We start from the raw sequence: 21,582 nt of genomic DNA on the forward strand, positions 1-21,582 counted from the left end.
CACCCTGCAGCCAGGCCGCCACTGGCCATCGATCAGCGTTTCGGCCGGGCCGGCGGTCCTGGGCTGTCTGTTCATGATGACGCCGCTCAGCCAGGCCCTGGCTGAAACCCTGGCCCGCGAAGGCTCGGTCGTCACCCTCGGCGCCGTGACCGTCAGCGGCGACCCGAGCGGACCGCTGGCCAGCCGCAACATTCTCAGTTCGGTGGATGTGGTCGGCGCCGACCTGCTGCAACAGCAGCCGGTGCAATACAGTTGGGAGTTGTTCAACCGGGTGCCGGGGGTAATGCTCACCCAATTCAACCAGGGCACCACCTCGGGCAAGCTGTCGTTTCGCGGCTTCAACGGCGAGGGCGAGGTCAATGCCGTCAAGCTGCTGATCGACGGCATCCCGAGCAACACCAACGACGGCAACATGCCGTTCATCGACATGGTGTTCCCGCTGGAAATCGACAGCATCGAGGTGGTACGCGGCACCAACGACCCACGCTATGGGCTGCATAACATCGCCGGCAACGCCACGATCAACACGCGCCAGGGCGGCAACGACGGCACGTTGCGATTGCGCTACGGCAGCTTCGACACCCGCGAGGTGCAACTGGTCAAAGGCCTGGAGTCAGGCAACTGGAGCCAGAACTACGCCCTGAGCTACCAGGGCAGCGAAGGCTACCGCCAGCATGCCGACGCCGAGCGCCTGAGCTTCGCCGGCAAGTGGTTCTACACCGCCGATGACGCGTCATGGCGCGCCGGGTTGATTGCCCGGCACTACACGGTCGATGCCGACGAAGCCGGTTACCTGAGCCGCCGCGACAGCCATGACCGGCCGCGCCAGTCCTACGCCAACAACGCCACTGACACCGGTGAGCGCGAAATGAACCAGCTCAGCCTGCACCTTGACGCCAGCCTCAGCGACGACCTGAGCTGGGCCGGCAAGGCGTACGTCAACACCTTCGAGGATCGGCGCTGGACCCAGTACTGGCGCACCTCGGCACAGCAGGAACGCTACAGCGACGAAACCCAGTATGGCGCCCTGAGCAGCCTGACCTGGCGCCCGCAGGTCGACTTCCTGCACGGGTTTGCCCTGGAAGGCGGCGCCGAGGTGCAGCGCCAGGAAAACCAGAGCCTGCGCTACCGCACGCTGTTGCGCACCCGCACCGCGCAGACCCGCGACCAGACCTTCGATCTGAATATCTATGGCGTCTATGTGCAGGCGGTCATCGAGCCGGTCGAGTCGCTGAAGATCATCCCGGCCCTGCGCGTCGATAAGCTGTACGGCGGCTATCGCAATGACCTGAGTGGCGAGCACGCCGGGGTCAACGACTACGGACTGATTCGCCAGCCGAAGATCAGCGTGGTCTGGTCGCCGTGGGAGCAGGCCAGCCTGTATGCCAACTGGGGACGCAGCTACCAGGTGGGCGTGGGCTCGGCTGCTTATCGCCTGGCCAGCCAGCAGGATGACCTCAAGCCCTCGATCAACGACGGCTGGGAGGCCGGGCTGAAGTTTCGCCCGGCCGCCTGGATCGACGGCCGTATTGCCTATTGGCAGCAGAAAGCCTCGGACGAAGTGCAGCGCAAGCTCAACGATGCGGTAGGCGATGCCGAGAACGTCGGCCAGACCCTGCGCAAGGGCTGGGATGTGCAAGTCAATCTTTACCCCACCACTGACACACGCCTGTGGCTGTCGTATTCGCGGCAGTTCTCGAAAATCCTCAAGCCCAACCCCAACCTGCCGGCCAGCGAAGGCCAGGAAATGGACCACGTACCCCATCACCTGTATGCCGTCGGCACCACCTGGCAAGCCACCCCCAGGCTGCAACTGTCGGCCTGGGCCAACGGCCAGAGCGACTACTACCTGGAACGCACCAACAGCACCGGCACGTTCGGCGACTACGCGCTGCTCAACCTGGGCGCGACCTACCCGTTGACCCCGCAGCTCAGTGTCGATGTGCAGGCCAGGAACATCACCGATCGCTACTCCGAATACGCTTGGTACGACGACACCGCCGGCGTGCGCCAGTCACTGCATGCGGCAGGCGATGGCCGTGCGGTATACGCTGGCCTGACCCTGGATTTCTAAGGCCGCGCGGTCTGATGGTAGGAGCGCGCTTGCCCGCGCCCGGCTGCGTCAGCAGCCGTAAATTTTCAGCGTTTCGCAGATTTACAGCCGTAAATTTGTGACGTTTCGCAGATTTTGCGAGCGCTAACGCACTCGGTCGCGGGCAAGCGCGCTCCTACGACAGTCCGGTATTTGTGGCGTGCCGGTGTTGGGCCGGCGGCACCCGGCTAAAGCGATTGCAGAAAATCCAGCAAGGCCTCGCGGCTTTCGTGTGGCATGGCCTGGACCTTCTCCCGGGCAGGCTGCGCTTCGCCGCCGTGCCAGAGGATCGCCTACAGCAGGTTGCGGGCGCGGCCGTCGTGCAGAAAGCGGGTATGGCCGTTGACGGTCTGCGTCAGCCCGATGCCCCAGCATGGAAAACGCATCGGCATCGGTGCGCATGACGGTGGTACCGCCGCCTGCGCGCTCTTCGCCGGAGTCCACCACGGCCACCTGATCAGGCCCAGCATCCCCGGCACGCCCCTGAGGCCGTTATTCATGAGCATTGTCCTTGCATTGCGCGGTGTAGGAGCGCGCTTGCCCGCGACCGAGTGCGCTAGCGCTCGCAAAATCTGCGAAACGCTGAAAATTTACGGCTGTGAATCTGCGAAACGTTACAAATTTACGGCTGTGAATCTGCGAAACGCTGAAAATTTACGACTGTAAATCTGCGAAACGCTGCAAATTTACGACTGCTGCGCAGCCGGTCGCGGGCAAGCGCGCTCCTACCGGGGGCAATTCAAGCGTTAGTCCGACATCAGGGTGATCACGGCCTTGAAGTCCTCGGCCGTGCAGTCCATGCACAATCCGCGCGGCGGCATGCCGTTGTAGCCTTCGGTCACATGCAGCACCAGCGTGTCCATGCCCTGCGCCAGGCGGGGCTGCCACGCCTCGGCATCGCCTGTGCGCGGGGCAGTGGACTGGCCGTTGTGGCACAGGCTGCAGGTACGATCAAAGATTTCCTGAGGGGGTTGCGCGGCCTGAACCGCGCCGGCCAGACCATTGAGCAATGCAAGCAAAACGAAGGGTTTCATCACGAGGGCGTGGCCTGAGTGTCGCGGCGCTACAGGTTAAGAAGGCGTGCCGCCTCACTCAACTGCGACGCCCGGCCACAGAGCTGCAAGGTGCAGGCCTGTATCAAGCGGGAAGGCATCGGTGCGGCGGAGTGTCGCGTGAGTGCCAGCAACAACGGCTCCAGGCACAGTGAGCCATAGGCGCTTGCGCATGCTTAACCGGTAACAGTCAGGCCTGGCTTGACGACAAGACTTGCATCGCCGGTATAGAACGTCATCAGGTCGTCGAAGCGCTCGGAAGTAATGGCGCGGTCGGCTGCCTGGACAGTCTCTTTGAGGTGTCGGGTCAATGCGTCCACTGTGGCTCTCCTGATCAGGCCTTGACAGCGGAAATGAAAAACCCCGCTGTCGAGGCGGGGTTTGGCATTTCATGCACAGGCCGTCCTCTATCCGGAGAAGGCCATAATTGAATGAGTGCGTAACAAGCGGTAACTGTTCATGGCTTCAATCTGGATCAAGACGTGTAAAAGCGCAACTCAGATAGCCGTCGTCAGGTACCCCCCATCCACCGGCAGCACCACACCGTTGACGAACGAAGCGGCATCGGATGCCAGGAAAGCAATCACCTTGGCCACTTCTTCGGCACTGCCGAAGCGCTGCATGGGCGTGCGCGACAGCAGGCGGTCGATCCGTGGCTGGTCGTCGATTTTCGCCAGCAGCGGGGTGGTGATCCAGCCGGGTGCCACGGCGTTGACCCGGATATGATCCGGGGCATAGGCCTCGGCCAGGGACTTGGTGAGCTGCACGATGCCGCCCTTGGCCGCCGAATACGCCACCAGCTTGCCGCCGCCGAAGTAGGAAAACATCGAGGCGATGTTAATGATCGAGCCACCTTGGCGGGCCAGCAACGGGTGCGCCAGGTTGATCAGGCGGTAGACCGCGCCCAGTTGCACCGACAGCACCTGGTTGAAGGCCTCCCACTCCATCTCCTTGTCACCCAGCGTTCCGCCGGCGGCCGGCACCAGGATATCGAGCCGGTCCAGGCTCTGGATCACGCGCTTGAGCGCTTCATCGTCGGTGACATTCACTTCACGCAGGTCCAGTTGCACATCATCGGCCACCACAGTGGCCTCGGCACCCAGCCCGATGGCTATTACGCGTGCGCCATGCCGGGCCAGGTACTCGGCGGTCGCCTGGCCGATGCCGGAGGTGCCGCCGCTGACGAGCGCGACCTTGCCTGCAAACAGAGTGCTGATAAACATGCTTGTCATTGCCTCATGGGGTCAGAAAAAGTCGTTGGGACGAGCGGTTTACAGGCCCAGTACCGAGCCTATGTCCAGTGCAAATTGCACGCCCACTACAAAGCCGTCGTTGCTCAGTTGCGCAGCGCCTGGGTTGTAGTAGTTGTCGGGGTTGATCACGTATTGCACGCTGGGCTCGATGGACAAGTAGCGCGTCAGGGCGAAATGGCCGTTGGCTTCCAGGGCATAGACGTTGCGCTCACCCAGCTCGGGGTCGCCACCGGCGGCCGTGCGCAGGCGTTGCTGGAACTGCAGCTGGTGCGAATTGACCTGCAGGTAGCTGGCCTTGACGTTGAGCTTGTCCTGGGGCCGGTCAAAGGGTGCGAGGTAGGTCAGGCCGGCCTCGGCGAAGTGGCTGAACGGTTGTTTCTTATCGGCCGCCGCCGACAACGAGCCGAAGGCTTGCAGCCCTTGCTGGCCACCACGCCACAGCGTCTGGCGAAACTTGAAGAAGCCGCCGGCGGTGCCGTGTTGGTTGTCACCGGTCAACGGATCGAACTGCCGGGCGGAGTTGAAGTAGGCGTTGAGTTCGTACTGGGTGGTGGCATCGCCCGGCTTGCTGCCAATGCCGACTAGAAAGCTCGTGCCGCTGGCATCGTCGGTGCTGAAGTCCAGACCCTTGCGCTTTTTCAGGTAATCCACCGGGTTGGACTCGAAGGCACCGGCATGCACGTACAGGCTGGGGCTCGGTTGATACTTCATATAACCGCCCCAGGCACCAAAGGGCGGCGGCAGTACGCCGCTTGAGGCATCCAGGATCGGGTCGTTGCAGGTCAGTGCCGATTCACAGTTATAGATGTAGAAATACCGCCGGGCGTTGGTGCGGCCGATATGCAGGTCGAGCTGGCCGTCGAATGCCTTTTGCTCGAGCGTCAGCAGGCTCAACTGGTTGCTGGCGATGTCGTTGTGCAGCGGGGCGCCGGCGAAGTAGCTGCCGGCAGCGCCTTGCCAGTGGTTGGCTGTCGGCTGGCCGGTGCCGTTGTCGAGGATGAACACGGTTTGCTCAAAGTGCAGTGCGGCACCTTCCAGGCCTGCAAGCGTGCCCAGGTTGATGTCTGCGCCGAGGTACAGGTTGCCGCTGTTGCCGAAGCTGTGAGGGCGAGTGCCAGTGTCGAGGTTCTTCATCGAAATATTGGTGAGCAGCACATGGGGCGTGATGCCCTGGCTGGCCAGTTGCTCGCCCAGGTCGGCCAGCGGACCTTCACGGTCCTGGGCCAACACCGGGGATGAAGCGGATACCACGAGCAACAGGGTGCACAAACGATTGACTGGGATCATGATCGAGAACTCATTTATTGTTGTTGTAGTGAGCAAGGGGGCGTGCGAGGTGTCGGTGCCGGCCCGTGCACCCCGCTTTATGCAGGGCTTACAGTGACTGGCCCTGCGCAACCGACGAGGCCCGGGCCTGTCGTTGCAACACGGCGGGCGCGGTTTCCTTGAGAAACAGCGACAGGCCGGCCGCCAGCAAGGCGCCACCGCAGGAAATCCACATGACGATCGACAGCCCGAACCGGTCGGCGGCAAACCCGGCCATGGTCGGCGCCACGAACCCGCCGATCAGTTCGCCCACGCCCATGATCATGCCCAGCGCCGTGGCCATGACTTCGCGCGGCACGGTTTCGGCCGGAATGGTGGCCATGAACAGCGTGAAGCAGCCCAGCCCTGTGTAGGTCAGCACCATCAGGATGCCCAGTACCAAGGAGGAGGGCGCATACAGCAGCGCCACCGGGCAACAGGCGGCGACCAGCGAGAACAGCACCAGGGTCGGACGGCGGCCGATTCGATCGGACACGCTGGGCACCACGAACCCCCAGATGACCCAGGCCGCGCCCAGGCAGCTCATGATCGCGCCCATGCTCGGCGCGCTGTAGCCGCGCACACTGACCAGAAAGGTCGGGGTAAAGGAGATCAGGATCACGAACCAGGTCAGGAATACGCAGCTGATCAACATGCACAGCACGATATTGCGGCTTTTCAGCAGGGCGAGGCGATTGACCCGGGCAGCGGCACCCGGCGCCGGAGCCTGACGCGGTTCGTCCTTGCGCACATAGCGCCAGATGAGCCAGGCGATCAGCAGGCCGGGCAACAGCGACACAATGAACGCATGGCGCCAGCCATAGGCTTCGGCCAGGGCAATCAGCACCGGCGGGCCGATCACCGCGCCCAGCAGGCCGGCTGCCGAACCCTGCAGCAGCCCCATGTTCAGGCCCCGCCGGTGCGGTGATGATGCTTCGACCATCAATGACTGCGACAAGGGCAGAATCGGCCCTTCGGCCAGGCCCATGATGCCGCGAAACAGCAGCAGGCTGAGAAAGCCCGACACCAGCCCGGATAGCGCCGAGCACAGGGAGAACAGAATCACCGCCACGATCAGCAGCGGCTTGCGCACCCCTCGCCGGTCCGACCAGGCCCCCACCAGCGCGCCGGACACCGCCCAGGCCAGCGCCAGCACCGAAGACAGCATGCCCAGGTGGGTGTTGCTCAACTTGAGTTCGTCAGCCATGAACGGAAACAGAAAGGACAGGGCCAGACGATCGAAAAACACAAACCCGAAGGTCAGGAACAACACACCTAACAGGGTGTTTTCATAACTGGCTTTATTATTGTTTTGAGCCATGGTGATTCTCCGCACGCAAGGGTTTAACGGAACAGACGGTCCACGGTGTCAGCCCCCAGGCCGACCTTTTCGTAGTGTTCACGGCACAGGGCAATGTAGGAGTGCACATCGAAATAACCGGTGGACTCGCCGTGTTCGTCGAGCCAGATCAGCGGTCCCTTGACGATGAAGAACACGCGCATGGGTTCGTCATGCTCGTACGCCACCAGGGTATGGCCCTCGCCGGGCGTCTCGTAGACGAAGTCGCCTGCCGTGGCGGTCCAGTCGTGCTCCAGGTAGCCCCACTTGCCTGACAGGGTGTAGGCGAACACTTCATGCGGGTGATAGTGACGGTTGACCAGCCCTGCCTGGCTGGACATCAGAATGTCGCACCAGCGGTTTTCACTGGGCGAGATCCACAGCGGGCGCGAAGACACCGTCTCGGTGAAGGGCACATAGAGGCGCAGGTCATCACTGGCGGCATTGGGCAGGTAAACCTCGGGCTTGGCATCGGGCATCAAGGCGTTGGCGATGGGCTGCAGGTCTTTCCAGAATTCATTGCGGGCTAATTCGGGCATGTTCGGCCTCTGATCATTGTGGTTGATGGCCGGGACACTCTAGGGTTTGCAAGACAGGACGGTTTGATCGAAACGGACGCCATTGTTGTTCGTATCGGACGGATATTCCGGGCGCCGCTATCCTGATGTTTTTATTTTCGATGTCGATTGACAGCTAACCCGGGCGAGGGGTTAATTGCGCCTTGCAGGCCCGATACACGACTGGCGCACGGACGAGGCCGTCAATAAAACGAGAATAAGAAAATGACCACAGCCGCCTCCTTGCTCGACACCCGGCGTGCGAGCACCGACGATCTGCCCCCCGATCAGCGCCTGGCCTTCTGGGAGCACTACAACACCTCGACGCTGGTGGGCCTGAAGTGTTCGTCCTTCAGTGAAAGCGGGTTCAGTGCGAGACAAGACAACCTGAACCTGGACCGATTGCGGGTCGCGCACATTGCAGGCAATCAACATGTCATCGAACGCGATGTGTCGATGATCCGCACGGTGCCGAAAGCGTCGGTGTTCGTTTCCCTGGTATTGGGCCGTAGTTCGTTTTTCTTCCAGAACGGCCAGTGCCACTTACTCGAACCTGGCGAAATGATGGTGTACCGCACCGACAAGCCGTACTTGTTCGGCTTCACCGGGCCGATGCACAAGTTCATCTTCGATATTCCCCAAGAGGTCTTTGCCGCCCGGTGTCTGCGCCGCTTCGACAACGCCTTGAAAATCAGCGCCGACACCGGCACCCGGCGTTTACTGTTGCGCACGTTGATCGAGCGTACCGAAGGGTATTTCGGGCAGCCGCTCAGGCAAGGGGCCGACCGCTACCAGGACGATGCCCTGGAGCTATTGGGTACGGTCATCGCCGGACAGGTGGGCAACCGTCGTATCAACTCACTCAGCGCGTCCTACCTGCTGACGGCCAAGCGTTGCATCCTGGAGCAACTGGCCGACCCGACCCTGACTTGTGAACGGGTGGCGGCCCAGACTGGCGTTTCCACACGCCAGCTGACCCGTCTGTTTGCCCTGGAAGATACTCAGCCGCAGCGCTTTATTCTGGAGAAACGCCTGGAAGGGGCGTTCCGGCGGCTGAGCAAAGGCCAAGGGCTGGACATCGCCGAGATCGCCTACCAGCACGGCTTCAGTAGCCAGGCGCATTTTGCCAGGGCCTTCAAGGCGCATTACGGGCGCACGCCCAGCCAGGTGCGGGCGCAGGGAGAGGCCGGGCGGGCGTAGAGGTGCGCTGCAACAGGATTTCATGTATCCATGAGCAACTGAGCCTCAAGCCACGCCAGCAGCGTATGGACGTCGACGCGCTTGTCAGCGCCGTGAGCGGTGTAGACAGAAATGGCATCGGGCAAGGCAATGCGCTCTGCGCAAGGCTGAACCAGCGCACCGGTCTTGATCAGCCTCGCCGCGGTTCGACGCCATCCCAGGGCAATGCCATGTCCTTCGATGGCCGCCTGCAGCATCAGCGGGTAGCTGTCGAACACGATGGTTCGCTGAGAGGTTACCGGCGCCTGTCCAAATGCCTCCAGCCAGCCATTCCAGGTCATGAAATCAGCAGGCGTGGCGTGATAATGCAAAAGCGTGTGCGCCGGCAGGGCTTCAAGGCCGGGCAAGGTGCCGGTTGCCAGGTAGTCGGGGCTGCACACCGGAAAGACTTCATCGGCAGCGGTAAAGACCCGTGGATGCACGCCGCTGGCGCGTCCGGTGGTCTGCAAGGCCACATCGAAGGGCTCGTTGAATTCGGCGACAGGCCGGGTCGAGGTCACCACTTGCACCTCGATGCCGGCGTGCTGGTCCCGGAACGTGGAGAGGCGCGGCATCAGCCAGTAGAAAGCCTCGCATAACTGGCACAGGAAAACGACACGCTGCGTGCGATGCGAGGTGCGAAGGGCCACGGCGCCGTCACTGATACTGCCCAAGGCCGCACTCACCACCTGGCTCAATTCCTGCCCTTGCTCGGTCAGGAACACTGCCCGATTACGGCGGGTAAAGAGTTTTACGCCCAGGTCTTGCTCAAGGTCGCGAATCTGCCGGCTGACGGCAGCCTGGGTGATGTGCAGCTCTTGGGCTGCCCTGGAGAAGCTTTGCAAGCGCGCAGCGGCTTCAAAAGGCAGCAGACTGGCCAGCGGGGGCAGGGTCTTCCTGAGCGTATTCATAATCCAAGGTTATGCATGGCGGCCTGAGAACTCGTTTGTAGCATACTGACGGCAGCCGGCAACATGAGTGCACTCTCTTTTGGACACCCACTCATGACACCTGACCGCTCGACAATCATCGTCGGGGTACTGCTCGCTGTGCTGGCGACGCTGGCGTGGGCCTTCAACTTCATCGCCCCTTATGTCACCGGGCCCTACAGCATTTACGACCTGACGCTCATCCGGTTTCTGATCGCGGGTGCCTTGGGTGTGCTCGGCGTGACCCTGTGCCGCGCGCAGCGACGTCTGGTGCCACGCGTTCGGCAGTGGCTTGCCGCCGGGCTGGGCATCATCGGCTACCTGGGGTACAGCAGTTGCATTGCCGCCGGCGTGATTTCCGGAGGGCCCGTGCTGACGGCCGCCTTCGTAGGATTAGTGCCCGTGCTTGTCGCCCTGATCGGCAATGCCCGAGACCGGACCGTGCCCTGGCAACGCCTTGCCTTGCCATTGACGCTGATAACGCTCGGGCTTCTGCTTGCAACCATCAGCAGCATGGCGCTGCCGCACGCCGGTCAGACGGACCGGTGGGCGGGGCTGTTTTTTTCTGTGTTAGCCGTAGCCTTGTGGCTGGCCTTCAGCGTGTTGAATCAGAGCGCCCTGGAGCAACTGCCCGCTGCGGCGACGGGGCTGTGGACCGCGTTGATGATGGTGGGCGCCGGGCTTGGTGCCTTGTGCCTGATACCTGTTGTCCAGGCGCTCGGCCTGCTTGACCTTGCCGGAAAAGGCTTCGGTCTGGGCATGGCGGGACCTTTGTACGCCTGGGCGCTGGTCATCGCGCTGATGTCGTCGGTAATCGGCGCCTGGGCCTGGAACGCGGCGACGCAACGGTTGCCAATGGTTCTTTCCGGGCAGTTGATTTCGCTGGAGTCGGTGTTCGCCGCTGTACTGGGGCTGGTCTTTCACGCCCGTCTGCCAACGCTCATGGAGGCCGCCGGGCTGGTGGCCGTGCTCATGGGCGCCGCGCTGGCGGTTCGGCGCATGCTCAGTGCCCGGCGTGTGGCGGCCATGCCGGTATGATCGCTCCGCTTATACCTGGGGTCTTTTGTAGGCCATGCCGACGGAGCGAGGGGCGGTGTGCACGAAACCAAACTGTGCATAGAGATCCTGGGCCTGGCCATCGGCGATAAGGCTGACGTAGCCGCTTTCAGGCACGTGGGCTTCGATGTAGTGCATGATTTCACCCATGATGCGCTTGCCTAGCCCCTTGCCTTGATGCTCGACAAGCACGGCAATGTCCACCACTTGAAAGAAGCATCCACCGTCGCCGACGACCCGGCCCATGCCCACGGGCATCGACCCCCAAAGAATCTGCACAGCAAAGAGCGTGTTGGGCAAGCCCCGTATCGCGGCGTCATCCGTCTTGGCGCTGAGGCCGGAGCCGATGCGAAGCGCCTGGTAGGTTTCAACGGAGGGCAGCTTCAGCAGGGATGAGTAAATGGCCAATGGGGTCACCAGGGCAGAAGAGGGCTCAAGGGAGGTGATAAACGCGCGCGTAGTTATACCGCAGCGTGTGGTGACCCGCGAGCAATGACTCAGCTGCGCGCCAGCTGCCCTTGCGTCATTCTGCGTTTGTAAGCGCTGTCGCGGCTGGCCAGCCAGTAATACAGCGGTGAGGTGATGAGCAAACCGACAAGCCAGGACAGATCGGCACCATTGATGTGTGCTGACACCGGCCCGACATACAGGGGGGTATTCATGAATGGAATCTGCACGGCAATGCCTATCGCGTACGCCAGCAAGGCCTGAGGGTTGTAGCGGCCATAAATTCCGCCATCCACACGAAAAATCGAGGCAATGTCGTACTTGCCCTTATGAATGGCGTAGAAGTCGATCAGGTTGATTGCCGTCCAGGGGACCAGCACCACCAGTAGAACCAGCACCATATCGACGAAGTGGCCGATGAAGTCTTTTGAGGCGAACACGGCGGCGGTTGCGCAGGCCATCAACACCAGGATCGAGATCAGCGCACGGCTTTTAGCCGTAGGGATCCAGCGATAGGCAAAGGTCTGCACCAGCGTGATGATCGACAACACAGCGCCGTACAGGTTGAGGGCGTTGTGACTGATCACGCTGAGCAAGAACAAAACCAGCATCAACGGGCCGATAGAACCGGTGGCGAGTTTGACGGCCTCCATGGTGTCCATGCCTACAGGCGTGGCCAGGACGGCGACAGCACCAAAAATGAAAGAAAGGCTCGAACCCAGTGCCGAGCCGAGGTAGGTGGTCCAGAACGTCGAAGACACGGGTACATCCGCCGGCAGATAGCGAGAGTAGTCGGAAACATAAGGCGCAAATGCGATCTGCCACAAGGCGGCCAGAGACACCGTGGCGAGCCAGCCGGAAATGTTGAATTCACCGCGCGTCAGAAAGTCCGTGGTCTGCACGTGGGTAAAGATATAGCCGAACCCCAGTACGATGCCGGCCCCCAGCACCCAGGTACCAATGCGGTTGAGCACATGGATGAAACGGTAGCCGATAATGCCGATTATTCCGGAGCCGATGGCGCCAATCACGATGCCGACAGGCACGGGTACGCTGTCCACCACCCCGTGCAATGATTTGCCGGCGAGGACAATATTGGAGGCGAAAAAGCCGATATACATGACGCCTGCAATGACCACCACCAGCAGCGCCCCAAGGGAGCCGAACTGAGCGCGACTCTGAATCATTTGCGGGATGCCCATTTGCGGCCCCTGGGCTGAATGCAACGCCATCAGCACGCCGCCAATCAGGTGGCCGACAAGAATGGCAACGACGCCCCACAGCAGATTGAGGTGGAACAATTGCACGCCCAGCGCGCCTGTCACGATCGGCAATGGCGCGATATTGCCACCAAACCACAACGTGAACAGGTCGCTTACTTTGCCGTGACGATCTTGCGGGGGCACGTAGCCGATTGTGTGTTTTTCAATAAGCGGGGCGCTGGATGTTGCAGTGGTCACCATGTTGAACTCCAAGGCAATCGGTACGCAGGCGTACTTTGTGAGACGACACGGGCAGGTCGCTCTGTTGTTGGCCTGATCATCTGCAATGGACACGGGGAGGTAAATTAGTAAGTTTGTTGCCACAAACCTTAAAAAAAATAGCTCGGCCTGATTTTTGCTCCGGTATGTTGCACGCACTTGAATGAAGGAAAAATACGCTGTTTTCATGCACTTTTTTGGGGCGAAACTGCCTGTTTCCGGAGGCTTTCATGGCTGCCTATAACCTGCGCCAACTCAGGTATTTCGTCGCCGCCGCCAAGTGCGGCAGCGTTGCTGAGGCGTCGCGCAAGCTGTATATCGCACAACCGTCGGTATCGACGGCAATCAAGCACCTTGAAGAGAGTTTTGGTGTGCAGTTGTTTATCCGTCATCACGCGCAAGGCGTCTCGCTGACCCCCAGCGGGGCCCGGTTCTATCGCAAAGCGCTGGAGCTGTTGCGGGTCGCCCATGAGTTCGAGCAGAACGCGCTGGCGGATAATGATGTGGTGTCCGGGCAAATCGACATTGGCTGTTTCGAGACTGTCGCTCCGCTGTACCTGCCGCGGCTGATTGCCGGCTTCAAGGCGCGCTGGCCGGGGGTGGAAATCCGCATCCGCGACGGCGAGCAGCAAGAGCTGGTGCAGGCGTTGACCGCGGGCAGTATCGACATGGCAATGCTGTTCGAGCACGACCTTGGCGGCACCATCGAGACCCTTGCGCTCATGCCGCCCCAGCAACCGTATGCGTTGCTGCCTGCCGATCACCGCTTTGCCCGGCAGGCCAGGGTGTCTCTGGCCGACCTGGTGATGGAGCCCATGATCCTGCTGGACGTGCTCCCGAGCCGGACGTATTTCGTGAGTATTTTCGAAGAGCGCGGGCTGACGCCCAATATCGTATTCAGCTCGCCGTCAATCGAGATGGTCCGAGGGATGGTCGGGCAGGGGTTCGGTTTTTCGATTCTGGTCACCAAGCCTTTTACCGAGCACACCTATGACGGACAAAAGGTGGTGTGTGTGCCGCTGGCGGAAACGGTGACGGGCTCCGGATTGTCGGCGGTATGGCTGCGCCGTGCACCGCTGACCAAGCCGGTGCAATTGTTTGTCGACTACTGCCGCGAAGAGCTGGCCCGGCTGCTTGACTGAATCGCGCGTTGGCAGATGCCCGACGATGCAATCCGGCGTTCAAGGCAAGCAGAGGGTGTCAGGCGCTGATTGAATCCAGCATCCGCAGCAGCATGGCGTCACACCCTGCCAACTGCTCGACACTGACGAATTCGTCCGGTTTGTGCCCCTGATCCATACTTCCGGGGCCGCACACCACCGTGGGGATGCCAATGGCGTCGAACAATCCACCTTCGGTGCCGAACGCCACTGTGCTAAACGCCCGGGTACGGGAAAACGCCGCAATCAATGCGGCGGCCTGGCTGTGTTCATCGGTGACCAGGCCAGGGTAGGCCGACAGCTCGGTAAACCGGATCGCACTCTGGGCGCTGACCGCCTGCATGCGCGGCAAGACCTGCTCGTGTGCATACCTTTGCAGCTGCGCCGCCACCTCGGCCGGGTTCTGCGAGGGTAACGAACGAATCTCGAAATCGAACCGGCAATCGGCAGGCACGATATTCAATGCCTTGCCGCCGCTGATCAAGCCGGCCTGCATCGTGCTGAACGGTGGATCGAACCGCGGGTCCTGATGAGCCTGCAACCGCTGCCCGATACGCCCCAGTTCACCGATCAGGTCGGCGGCATGTTCGATGGCATTCACGCCATAGGGCGCGTAGGCCGAGTGACAGGCCTCGCCATGAACATCGCAACGCATCGCCAGCTTGCCCTTGTGGCCCAGTACCGGCTTGAGCTCAGTGGGTTCGCCGATAATGCACAATAGCGGCTTGACCGGCCGCCGCTCAAGCACCTTGAGTAACGAGCGTACCCCCAGGCAACCCACTTCCTCATCGTAGGACAGGGCAATGTGCACCGGCCTTGTCAAAGAGGCGGTGAGCAGTGCGGGCACCAGGGCCAGCACACAGGCGATATAGCCCTTCATGTCTGCGGTGCCCCGGCCAAACAATTTGCCGTCGCGTTCGGTCAGTTCAAAAGGCGGCCAGGTCCATGCCTGGCCATCCACCGGCACCACATCGGTGTGCCCCGACAGCACAATGCCAGGCAGCTCCACAGGGCCCACGCTGGCAAACAGGTTCGCCTTGCTGCGCGCTTCGTTGTAGATCAGTTCGCTAGCCACGCCAAACCCTGCCAGGTACTCACGCACGAACTCGATCAGGCTCAGGTTGGATTCGCGGCTGGTGGTGTCAAACCCCACCAGCGTCTGCAGCAATGCCTGGCTGGGGCTCATCGGTCGTCTCCAGCCACGCCATAACCGGGCGAACGATCAGGTGCAAGGGCACGATCAATGTAGTCCTGCACTTGCGGGCGGTAGGCGTTCCACAGGTGTTGCAGTTCGCCTATAGGGTTTTGCTCCGCCCAGTCCACCCGGAGGTTGATGATCGGCCAGGTCAGTTCGCCGACCACGACCAACGCGGCGGAGTGCACAGGACCGGCTTCACCACCGGCAGCGATGGCGGCGTGCATCGCCGCCAGCAGCCTGTCGGCCAACTGATCTTCAGCGCTTTCAAATGCCCTGACCATCGCGTCGATGACGGCGCGGTCAGCGAGCATATTACCGGCAGCCACGCACTGTTCTCCCGTTACAGCGTGATGGACACCCAGGGTTTCGCTGCCACTGAAGTGCACGGCGCGGCCCCTGTGATCAATGGCTGTCAGTTGCCGATACTGGCTGTAGCCGTTGCGCGTCAGGCTCTTGTCGAGCGCTTCGGCAGGCGCAAGGCCTTGCTCCAGCAGGTCGAGCACGTCCGGCCCCAGGGCCGGCAACGTGATGTTCTGGGAAGACACCGCACCCACACCGGGCCGCAGCCAGGGGCAGCGAGCGCCCACGGCAATGCTGGATGAACTGATGGCGATGCCAAGTTGGCCGGTCTCTGCGCAGCGGGCGACGATTGAAAAGGTCATGGCGTAGCGTCCTTATTCAGGGATAACCGCGATCACATCGATTTCCATCAGCCATTGCGGCTGACCCAGCGCTGACACCACGAGCCCCGTGGAAATAGGAAACACCCCTTTGAGCCATTTGCCGACTTCCTGATAAACCGGTTCGCGATACCGCGGGTCTATCAGGTAGGTCGTGGTCTTGACGATGTGACTGAGGTCGCTACCGGCTTCTTCCAACAGTTGCTTGACGTTGCGCATGGCCTGCTCGGCCTGGGCACGCGGGTCGCCAAGGCCGATCAGGTTGCCATCGAAATCCGTGCCCACCTGGCCCCGTACATACACGGTATTGCCGGCACGTACGGCTTGGCACAGGTCATTGTCCAGGCTCTGGTTGGGGTAGGTCTGCTGGGTGTTGAACATACGAATGCGGGTGTGGGTAGCCATCAATGAACTCCAGAAAAAGATTAGGCGCTGACAGCGGATGGGCGAACGGCCGGGGCGGCCTGGCGGTACTCAAGGTATTGACGCTGGATGGCGATATGGTCAGCCACGTATTTGGCGTCGTGCCAGACCCCCCAGATAAACGACGACCCCCGACGCGATTGCCACGGCAAGCCGAGAAAGTAGATACCGGCCTCACTGGCCACGCCGCGCTGGTGGCGGGGTTTTCCGGTGGCATCAAACGCATCGACCTTCAACCAGCTGTAATCCATGGCATAGCCGGTCGCCCAGATGATCGACGTGATACCGGCCTGAATCAGGTCCAGTTCCAGGATCGGGTTGCTGATGCAGTCTGCATCGGCAAACACGCGACGCGCCTGGGGCTCCAGCGGCAGGTCAATGCCGTTGCGTTCGATGTAGGCATCGGCGGCATCCAGCAGGGCCAGGTAGTTTTCATCGCCTCGCGCCAGGTTTTCGACCAGGTTGGACTGAAAACGGGCAAGGCTGCCATCAAAGGAGTGTGTCAGGCCGACAAGGATCATGCCTTGCTGGGCCAGTTCACGAAAATCGATGGTCTTGCCGCCATGGGCACCGCTTACGGCGATGGTCACGTGCTCACGACCGGGCTTCATCGCCGCCTGGTCCCATTCACCCAGCACACCCAGCCACCAACAGAAATCCCGGTTGCGGTAGGCGCGCGGTGGGCGATCATGGGCACCCACCGAGAGGTACACCTGCCGACCGGCGCGTTGCAGTTCATCGGCAATCTGCACGCCGGAAGACCCGGCCCCGACCACCAGAACGGCACCAGTCGGCAGTTGAGCCGGATTGCGATAGTCGGCGGAGTGAATCTGATGCACAGCCGTATCCTTGGGTGCAATGGCCGGGATCACCGGTTTTTGAAAGGGCCCGGTTGCAGCGACCACGCGGTTGGCTTCGATGACCCCCTCACTGGTGTGTACGGTAAAGCCTGGGCGGCCTTCGTTGCGGACCACCGAGGTGACCTCCACGCCGGTACGGATCGGCGCCTTGAACTGAAGTGCATAGGCTTCAAAATAATCGGCCACACGCTCTTTGGGGGCAAAACCATCCGGGGCTATATCAGTAAATTCCAGTCCGGGAAAACGGTCGTGCCACGCAGGTCCATTGGCCACCAATGAATCCCAGCGTCCGGTGCGCCAGCGTTCGGCGATGCGGCTGCGCTCCAGCACCAGATGCGGTACGCCTTGCTTGCTCAAGTGTTCGCTCATGGCCACACCGGCTTGACCGGCGCCCACCACCAGCGTGTCTGTTCTTGTGATCGCCACAGTCATGGATCTGTCCTTCTGTAATGCCGTTGGATTCAGCTCGGGTATGACGCAAGGCTAAAGGGCGGTGGGGGGATCAATAAAATAGTATTAAGTTGGCAAGTGAGCATAAATATCGAATGCAGTGCGCGTGCCTGCTACTTGATACCGTCAGCGCACTGTTTGACGGTCTCACCCTATCGGGTGATTTCGATCATGTTCAGGGTGTGGGACCATCCTTCACTGTTTGGGCACTGGTGGCAGACGTGCTGTATTGAACGGTTCTTTCAGCGAGTCTTTGAAGTGGACAACGATTATCTTTCTTCTGCGCAATGGTTTGACCAGATGGCGAGGGTGACCGAGAGCATCGGGCAACTGCGCTTTGCCGCCACTTTATTTGAAGCGTTGGGCCATGTTTGTCCCATTCAAGCCACCACGCTGTATTTGTACCCTCACGGCGGCATGCCCAGTGCATTATTTGAACTGGAGGGGCCCTGGTTGCCTCAAGGCAATGTGCACCACTACTTATCGGGCTTTTATCTGCTCGATCCGTTTTACAGGGCGTGCATTGAAGGGCCCGGCGCCGGTTGCTATACGCTCGCCGAGATCGCGCCGGACCACTTCGAACTCAGCGAGTACTACCAGTCGTTCTACCGGCATTCTCACCTGGCGGATGAACTCAACTACATCCTGCCGTCGTCGCCTGGGTTGAGCCTGGCCGTGTCACTGGCGTTCACACACAAGTTGAATGACGCAACGACGCGACAGTTCCAGTGTTTGACCCCGTGGGTCCTGGCGGTACTGCGCAAGCATTTCGTTGGCCTGGATACACGCGGCCTGCGCTTCGAGCGCCTGTTGGAGCAGCGCATTCACTTGGCACTGGATAACTTCGGTTCATCGATATTGACCGAGCGAGAGTGCCACATTGCTCAATTGATCCTGCGCGGCCATTCAACCCGGTCACTCGCCGAGCGCCTTGGCGTTTCGGAAGACACCATCAAGTCTCACCGTAAACACATCTATTGCAAACTCGATATCGGCACGCAATCGGAGTTGTTTTCATTATTTATCGATTCCCTGGCTGAAGCCCAAGGCGTCCTGAGCAAGGATCCCCTTGAAAGTTATATGCGCCGGCTTCGCTAAGTCAGTACACCGCGGTTCCCTATAGTTCCCAACAAGAGCGAGAACAGGCATGAACGTACCCTTCGAACCGACACGGCAGACCCTGGACTATCAAAAGTCCGACGCCGCTCATCATATCCACGCCTTTCTCGACCAGAAGGCCCTCAATGCCGAAGGGCCCCGGGTGATTGTTCGGGGGGAAGGGCTTTACCTGTGGGACAGCGAGGGCAAGCGGTATCTGGACGGTATGTCAGGGCTGTGGTGCACCCAGCTCGGCTACGGCCGCCATGACCTGACCCATGCCGCGGCAACGCAAATGGACCGGCTGGCGTACTACAACATGTTCTTCCACACCACTCACCCGGCGGTGATCGAGCTGTCGGAGCTCCTGTTCAGCCTGTTGCCGGGCCATTACAGCCACGTGATCTATACCAACTCCGGTTCTGAAGCGAACGAAGTGCTGATCCGCACCGTTCGCCGTTTCTGGCAAGTGATGGGCAAGCCGCACAAGAAAGTCATGATTGGTCGCTGGAACGGCTACCACGGCTCGACCCTGGCAGCATCGGCACTGGGTGGCATGAAGTTCATGCACGAGATGGGCGGCCTGATCCCCGATGTGGCGCACATCGATGAGCCGTATTGGTACGCCCAGGGCGGTGACCTGACGCCCGCCGAGTTCGGTCATCGTTGCGCGCTGCAACTGGAAGAAAAAATTCTCGAGCTGGGTGCCGAAAATGTCGCGGGCTTCATTGCCGAGCCATTCCAGGGCGCTGGCGGCATGATCTTTCCTCCAGAAAGCTATTGGCCGCAAATCCAGCGAATCTGCCGCCAGTACGATGTATTGCTGTGCGCAGATGAGGTCATCGGTGGTTTTGGCCGTACCGGCGAGTGGTTTGCTCACCAGCACTTCGGATTCGAGCCAGACACGTTGTCGATCGCCAAGGGGCTGACCTCCGGCTATATCCCCATGGGTGGGCTGGTACTGAGCAAGCGCATGGCCGACGCACTGGTGGAGCAGGGTGGCGTCTTTGCCCACGGCCTGACTTATTCCGGGCACCCGGTGGCGGCGGCCGTGGCCATCGCCAACCTCAAGGCGTTGCGCGATGAAGGCATCGTCCGTCAGGTAAAAGAAGATACCGGGCCGTATTTCCAGCAGGTGTTGCGTGAAGTGTTCGGCAATCACCCGTTGATCGGCGAAATCCAGGGCACAGGCCTGCTGGCGGCCTTACAGTTCGCCGAAGACAAAGCCACGCGCAAACGCTTCGCCAATGAAAATGACCTCGCCTGGCAGTGCCGCACCTTTGGCTTCGAAGAGGGCGTGATAATCCGTTCGACGCTGGGCCGCATGATCATGGCGCCGGCGCTTGTCGCCACCCGCGCTGAACTGGACGAACTGGTAGACAAAACCCGGATTGCCGTAGACCGCACCGCACGGCTTGCAAACAGACTGTGAAATGATCTGCCCCCTCCCAGGCCCGGGAGGGTGAGCGGCGCTTGATACGCTCCTGCAGGTCTTTCGACTCACCAGGGCGGCTCCATCCTTTCAATGATGAACATGACCGGTATCGATCCCCATCGAATACCGCGGCGTCCTGCATTCAAATTTCCGGGAGTCAGCAATGAATAAAACAATAAATACGGTCGATGCGTCATCGCGGCATTCCCCTTCAACCTCATCCCCGTCGCGCCGGTTTCGACAACCTCTGGGCCTTGTCGGCCTGGTGCTGTTCGGGCTGGCCTACATGGTCCCGCTGGCGGTCTTCACCACCTACGGGCTGGTCACGCAAATGACCAAGGGCCACTTGGCCACCGCCTACCTGCTGACCCTCGCCGCCATGCTGCTGACGGCCTACAGCTATGGACGCATGGTTCAGGCGCATCCGTACTCAGGGTCGGTCTATACCTATACGCGCAAGGCATTTGGCTCCTATTTCGGCTTTATCGCCGGATGGACCTTGCTGCTGGACTATATCTTTCTGCCGCTGCTCAGTTACCTGCTGATCGGCATTTACATGTCCGACTACTTTCCCGGCGTGCCCACGGCTGTCTGGGTTCTGGGCTCCATTGCCCTGGTGACCGTGCTTAACCTGATCGGCATCGAGTCCATCACCCGGGTCAACTGGATACTCATCGTGGCCCAGTTGGTGTTCATTGTGGTGTTCGTGGCCTTATCGATCCAGACCTTAAGCGGGCAGGCCGCGCCGATCTCGCTGCTTGGGCCCTTTCACCATGAGGGCTTCAGTGTCCCGCTGGTCATGTCGGGGGCTGCGGTGCTTTGCCTGTCCTTTCTCGGCTTTGATGCGGTTTCGACAATGGCAGAGGAAACCCCCGACCCGCGACGCACCATTCCGCTCGCCATCATGGTGGTGTCGGTGTTCGGTGGCTTGCTGTTTCTGATCGTTTCGTATTTTGCCCAGATGGTTTTCCCGGAATGGAACAGCTTTGCCGATCCCGATTCGGCTTCTGTGGATGTCATGCGCCGCGTCGGAGGTGAACTGTTGGTGAGCGCCTTTACCGCCACCTATGTCGCGGGCTGCTTTGCCTCGGCAATGGTGTCCCAGGCGAGCGTGTCCCGCGTTTTGTTTGCAATGGGCCGTGATGGGGCGCTGCCCCGCGTGTTCGGCAAGCTGGTCTCGAAAAAACGCGTACCGGCCAACGCCATCATCGTGGTCAGCCTGTTCTCGCTGATTGCGCTGTTCATCACGCTCGATACGGTGGCCAACATGATCAGCTTCGGCGCGCTCTTTGCGTTTTCAGCCGTGAACCTGGCAGTGATCAAGCATTACATGATCGACCAGAAGTTTCGCGGCCTGCGCAACGGCTTGCTCTACGCCGTAATTCCAGCCCTGGGCTTTCTCAGTACGCTCTGGCTGTGGACGAGCCTGTCCAGCATGTCGTTCGCGATTGGCTTGTGCTGGATGGGGGCCGGCCTGATTTGCCTGGTGGGCATGACGCGCGGGTTCCGAATGAAGATGCCGGAATTACAACTGGCCGAATAAACAACC

General features: G+C 60.8%; 20 protein-coding genes and 1 pseudogene. 7 read left to right on the forward strand and 14 right to left on the reverse strand.

Going from position 1 to position 21,582, the window contains the following annotated elements:
- The first annotated feature begins 76 nt into the window (after window positions 1–76).
- The gene (locus DGA31_RS04510; RefSeq protein ID WP_109511844.1) at window positions 77–2,074 is read left to right on the forward strand and encodes a TonB-dependent receptor; all 1,998 of its coding nucleotides are present in this window, start codon (window positions 77–79) and stop codon (window positions 2,072–2,074) included.
- A 206-nt stretch (window positions 2,075–2,280) separates the two neighbouring features.
- On the opposite strand, the pseudogene DGA31_RS30145 reads toward DGA31_RS04510, so the two are convergent.
- From DGA31_RS30145 to DGA31_RS04550, 7 genes and pseudogenes are all read right to left on the reverse strand, one after another.
- Window positions 2,281–2,469 (reverse strand): annotated as a pseudogene (locus DGA31_RS30145) (di-heme oxidoredictase family protein); the annotation flags it as partial.
- Between the two features lie 369 nt (window positions 2,470–2,838).
- Complete coding sequence (locus DGA31_RS04525; protein ID WP_056839385.1) at window positions 2,839–3,126, reverse strand: c-type cytochrome; 288 nt, start codon at window positions 3,124–3,126, stop codon at window positions 2,839–2,841.
- Between the two features lie 194 nt (window positions 3,127–3,320).
- Window positions 3,321–3,464 carry a hypothetical protein gene (locus tag DGA31_RS04530; RefSeq protein WP_241509521.1) on the reverse strand — a complete coding sequence of 48 codons (144 nt, stop codon included), beginning with the start codon at window positions 3,462–3,464 and terminating at the stop codon, window positions 3,321–3,323.
- 177 nt (window positions 3,465–3,641) lie between these two features.
- Window positions 3,642–4,367 carry an SDR family NAD(P)-dependent oxidoreductase gene (locus tag DGA31_RS04535; RefSeq protein WP_161959143.1) on the reverse strand — a complete coding sequence of 242 codons (726 nt, stop codon included), beginning with the start codon at window positions 4,365–4,367 and terminating at the stop codon, window positions 3,642–3,644.
- Window positions 4,368–4,415: 48 nt separating this feature from the next.
- The gene (locus tag DGA31_RS04540) at window positions 4,416–5,684 is read right to left on the reverse strand and encodes a carbohydrate porin (protein WP_109511698.1); all 1,269 of its coding nucleotides are present in this window, start codon (window positions 5,682–5,684) and stop codon (window positions 4,416–4,418) included.
- Between the two features lie 88 nt (window positions 5,685–5,772).
- Window positions 5,773–7,023, reverse strand: a complete 1,251-nt coding sequence (locus tag DGA31_RS04545; protein ID WP_109511699.1) for an MFS transporter — start codon at window positions 7,021–7,023, stop codon at window positions 5,773–5,775.
- Between the two features lie 23 nt (window positions 7,024–7,046).
- Complete coding sequence (locus DGA31_RS04550; protein WP_056839376.1) at window positions 7,047–7,580, reverse strand: 2,4'-dihydroxyacetophenone dioxygenase family protein; 534 nt, start codon at window positions 7,578–7,580, stop codon at window positions 7,047–7,049.
- Between the two features lie 243 nt (window positions 7,581–7,823).
- Between DGA31_RS04550 and DGA31_RS04555 the strand changes: the two genes are divergently transcribed.
- The gene (locus DGA31_RS04555) at window positions 7,824–8,798 is read left to right on the forward strand and encodes an AraC family transcriptional regulator (protein WP_056839374.1); all 975 of its coding nucleotides are present in this window, start codon (window positions 7,824–7,826) and stop codon (window positions 8,796–8,798) included.
- A 20-nt stretch (window positions 8,799–8,818) separates the two neighbouring features.
- Here the strand turns inward: DGA31_RS04555 and DGA31_RS04560 are convergent, their stop codons facing one another.
- Window positions 8,819–9,727, reverse strand: coding sequence for a LysR substrate-binding domain-containing protein (locus tag DGA31_RS04560; RefSeq protein WP_109511700.1), 909 nt, complete (start codon window positions 9,725–9,727; stop codon window positions 8,819–8,821).
- Window positions 9,728–9,820: 93 nt separating this feature from the next.
- Here DGA31_RS04560 and DGA31_RS04565 point away from each other — a divergent pair, with 93 nt between their 5' ends.
- Window positions 9,821–10,783, forward strand: a complete 963-nt coding sequence (locus DGA31_RS04565; RefSeq protein WP_109511701.1) for a DMT family transporter — start codon at window positions 9,821–9,823, stop codon at window positions 10,781–10,783.
- Window positions 10,784–10,792: 9 nt separating this feature from the next.
- Here the strand turns inward: DGA31_RS04565 and DGA31_RS30150 are convergent, their stop codons facing one another.
- Window positions 10,793–11,209: a GNAT family N-acetyltransferase gene (locus DGA31_RS30150; protein WP_241509522.1), complete on the reverse strand. Its 417-nt coding sequence runs from the start codon at window positions 11,207–11,209 to the stop codon at window positions 10,793–10,795.
- 89 nt (window positions 11,210–11,298) lie between these two features.
- Complete coding sequence (locus DGA31_RS04575) at window positions 11,299–12,711, reverse strand: purine-cytosine permease family protein (protein ID WP_109511703.1); 1,413 nt, start codon at window positions 12,709–12,711, stop codon at window positions 11,299–11,301.
- A 248-nt stretch (window positions 12,712–12,959) separates the two neighbouring features.
- Between DGA31_RS04575 and DGA31_RS04580 the strand changes: the two genes are divergently transcribed.
- Window positions 12,960–13,871 carry a LysR family transcriptional regulator gene (locus DGA31_RS04580; protein WP_109511704.1) on the forward strand — a complete coding sequence of 304 codons (912 nt, stop codon included), beginning with the start codon at window positions 12,960–12,962 and terminating at the stop codon, window positions 13,869–13,871.
- A 58-nt stretch (window positions 13,872–13,929) separates the two neighbouring features.
- On the opposite strand, the gene argE is transcribed toward DGA31_RS04580, so the two are convergent.
- Genes argE through DGA31_RS04600 form a run of 4 tightly spaced genes read right to left on the reverse strand, consistent with a single transcriptional unit; the run spans window position 13,930 to window position 17,524 of the window.
- Window positions 13,930–15,075, reverse strand: coding sequence for an acetylornithine deacetylase (gene argE, locus DGA31_RS04585; RefSeq protein WP_109511705.1), 1,146 nt, complete (start codon window positions 15,073–15,075; stop codon window positions 13,930–13,932).
- Window positions 15,072–15,749, reverse strand: coding sequence for a DUF1028 domain-containing protein (locus DGA31_RS04590; RefSeq protein WP_109511706.1), 678 nt, complete (start codon window positions 15,747–15,749; stop codon window positions 15,072–15,074). Before DGA31_RS04590 ends, argE begins: the two co-directional genes overlap by 4 nt.
- Before the next feature lie 12 nt (window positions 15,750–15,761).
- Window positions 15,762–16,172, reverse strand: coding sequence for a RidA family protein (locus DGA31_RS04595; protein ID WP_109511707.1), 411 nt, complete (start codon window positions 16,170–16,172; stop codon window positions 15,762–15,764).
- Between the two features lie 20 nt (window positions 16,173–16,192).
- Window positions 16,193–17,524, reverse strand: coding sequence for a flavin-containing monooxygenase (locus DGA31_RS04600; RefSeq protein WP_421957946.1), 1,332 nt, complete (start codon window positions 17,522–17,524; stop codon window positions 16,193–16,195).
- 276 nt (window positions 17,525–17,800) lie between these two features.
- On the opposite strand from DGA31_RS04600, the gene DGA31_RS04605 reads away from it, so the two are divergent.
- The 3 genes from DGA31_RS04605 (at window position 17,801) to DGA31_RS04615 (ending at window position 21,576) form a co-directional block, all read left to right on the forward strand.
- Window positions 17,801–18,598, forward strand: a complete 798-nt coding sequence (locus DGA31_RS04605) for a response regulator transcription factor (protein ID WP_421957947.1) — start codon at window positions 17,801–17,803, stop codon at window positions 18,596–18,598.
- Window positions 18,599–18,647: 49 nt separating this feature from the next.
- Window positions 18,648–20,030, forward strand: coding sequence for an aspartate aminotransferase family protein (locus DGA31_RS04610; protein WP_109511709.1), 1,383 nt, complete (start codon window positions 18,648–18,650; stop codon window positions 20,028–20,030).
- A gap of 166 nt (window positions 20,031–20,196) precedes the next feature.
- Window positions 20,197–21,576 (forward strand): APC family permease, encoded by a 1,380-nt coding sequence (locus tag DGA31_RS04615; RefSeq protein ID WP_109511710.1) that lies wholly within the window; start codon window positions 20,197–20,199, stop codon window positions 21,574–21,576.
- Window positions 21,577–21,582 lie beyond the last annotated feature (6 nt).

Origin of the sequence: Pseudomonas ovata (assembly GCF_003131185.1) — a bacterium.
Taxonomy (GTDB): domain Bacteria; phylum Pseudomonadota; class Gammaproteobacteria; order Pseudomonadales; family Pseudomonadaceae; genus Aquipseudomonas; species Aquipseudomonas ovata.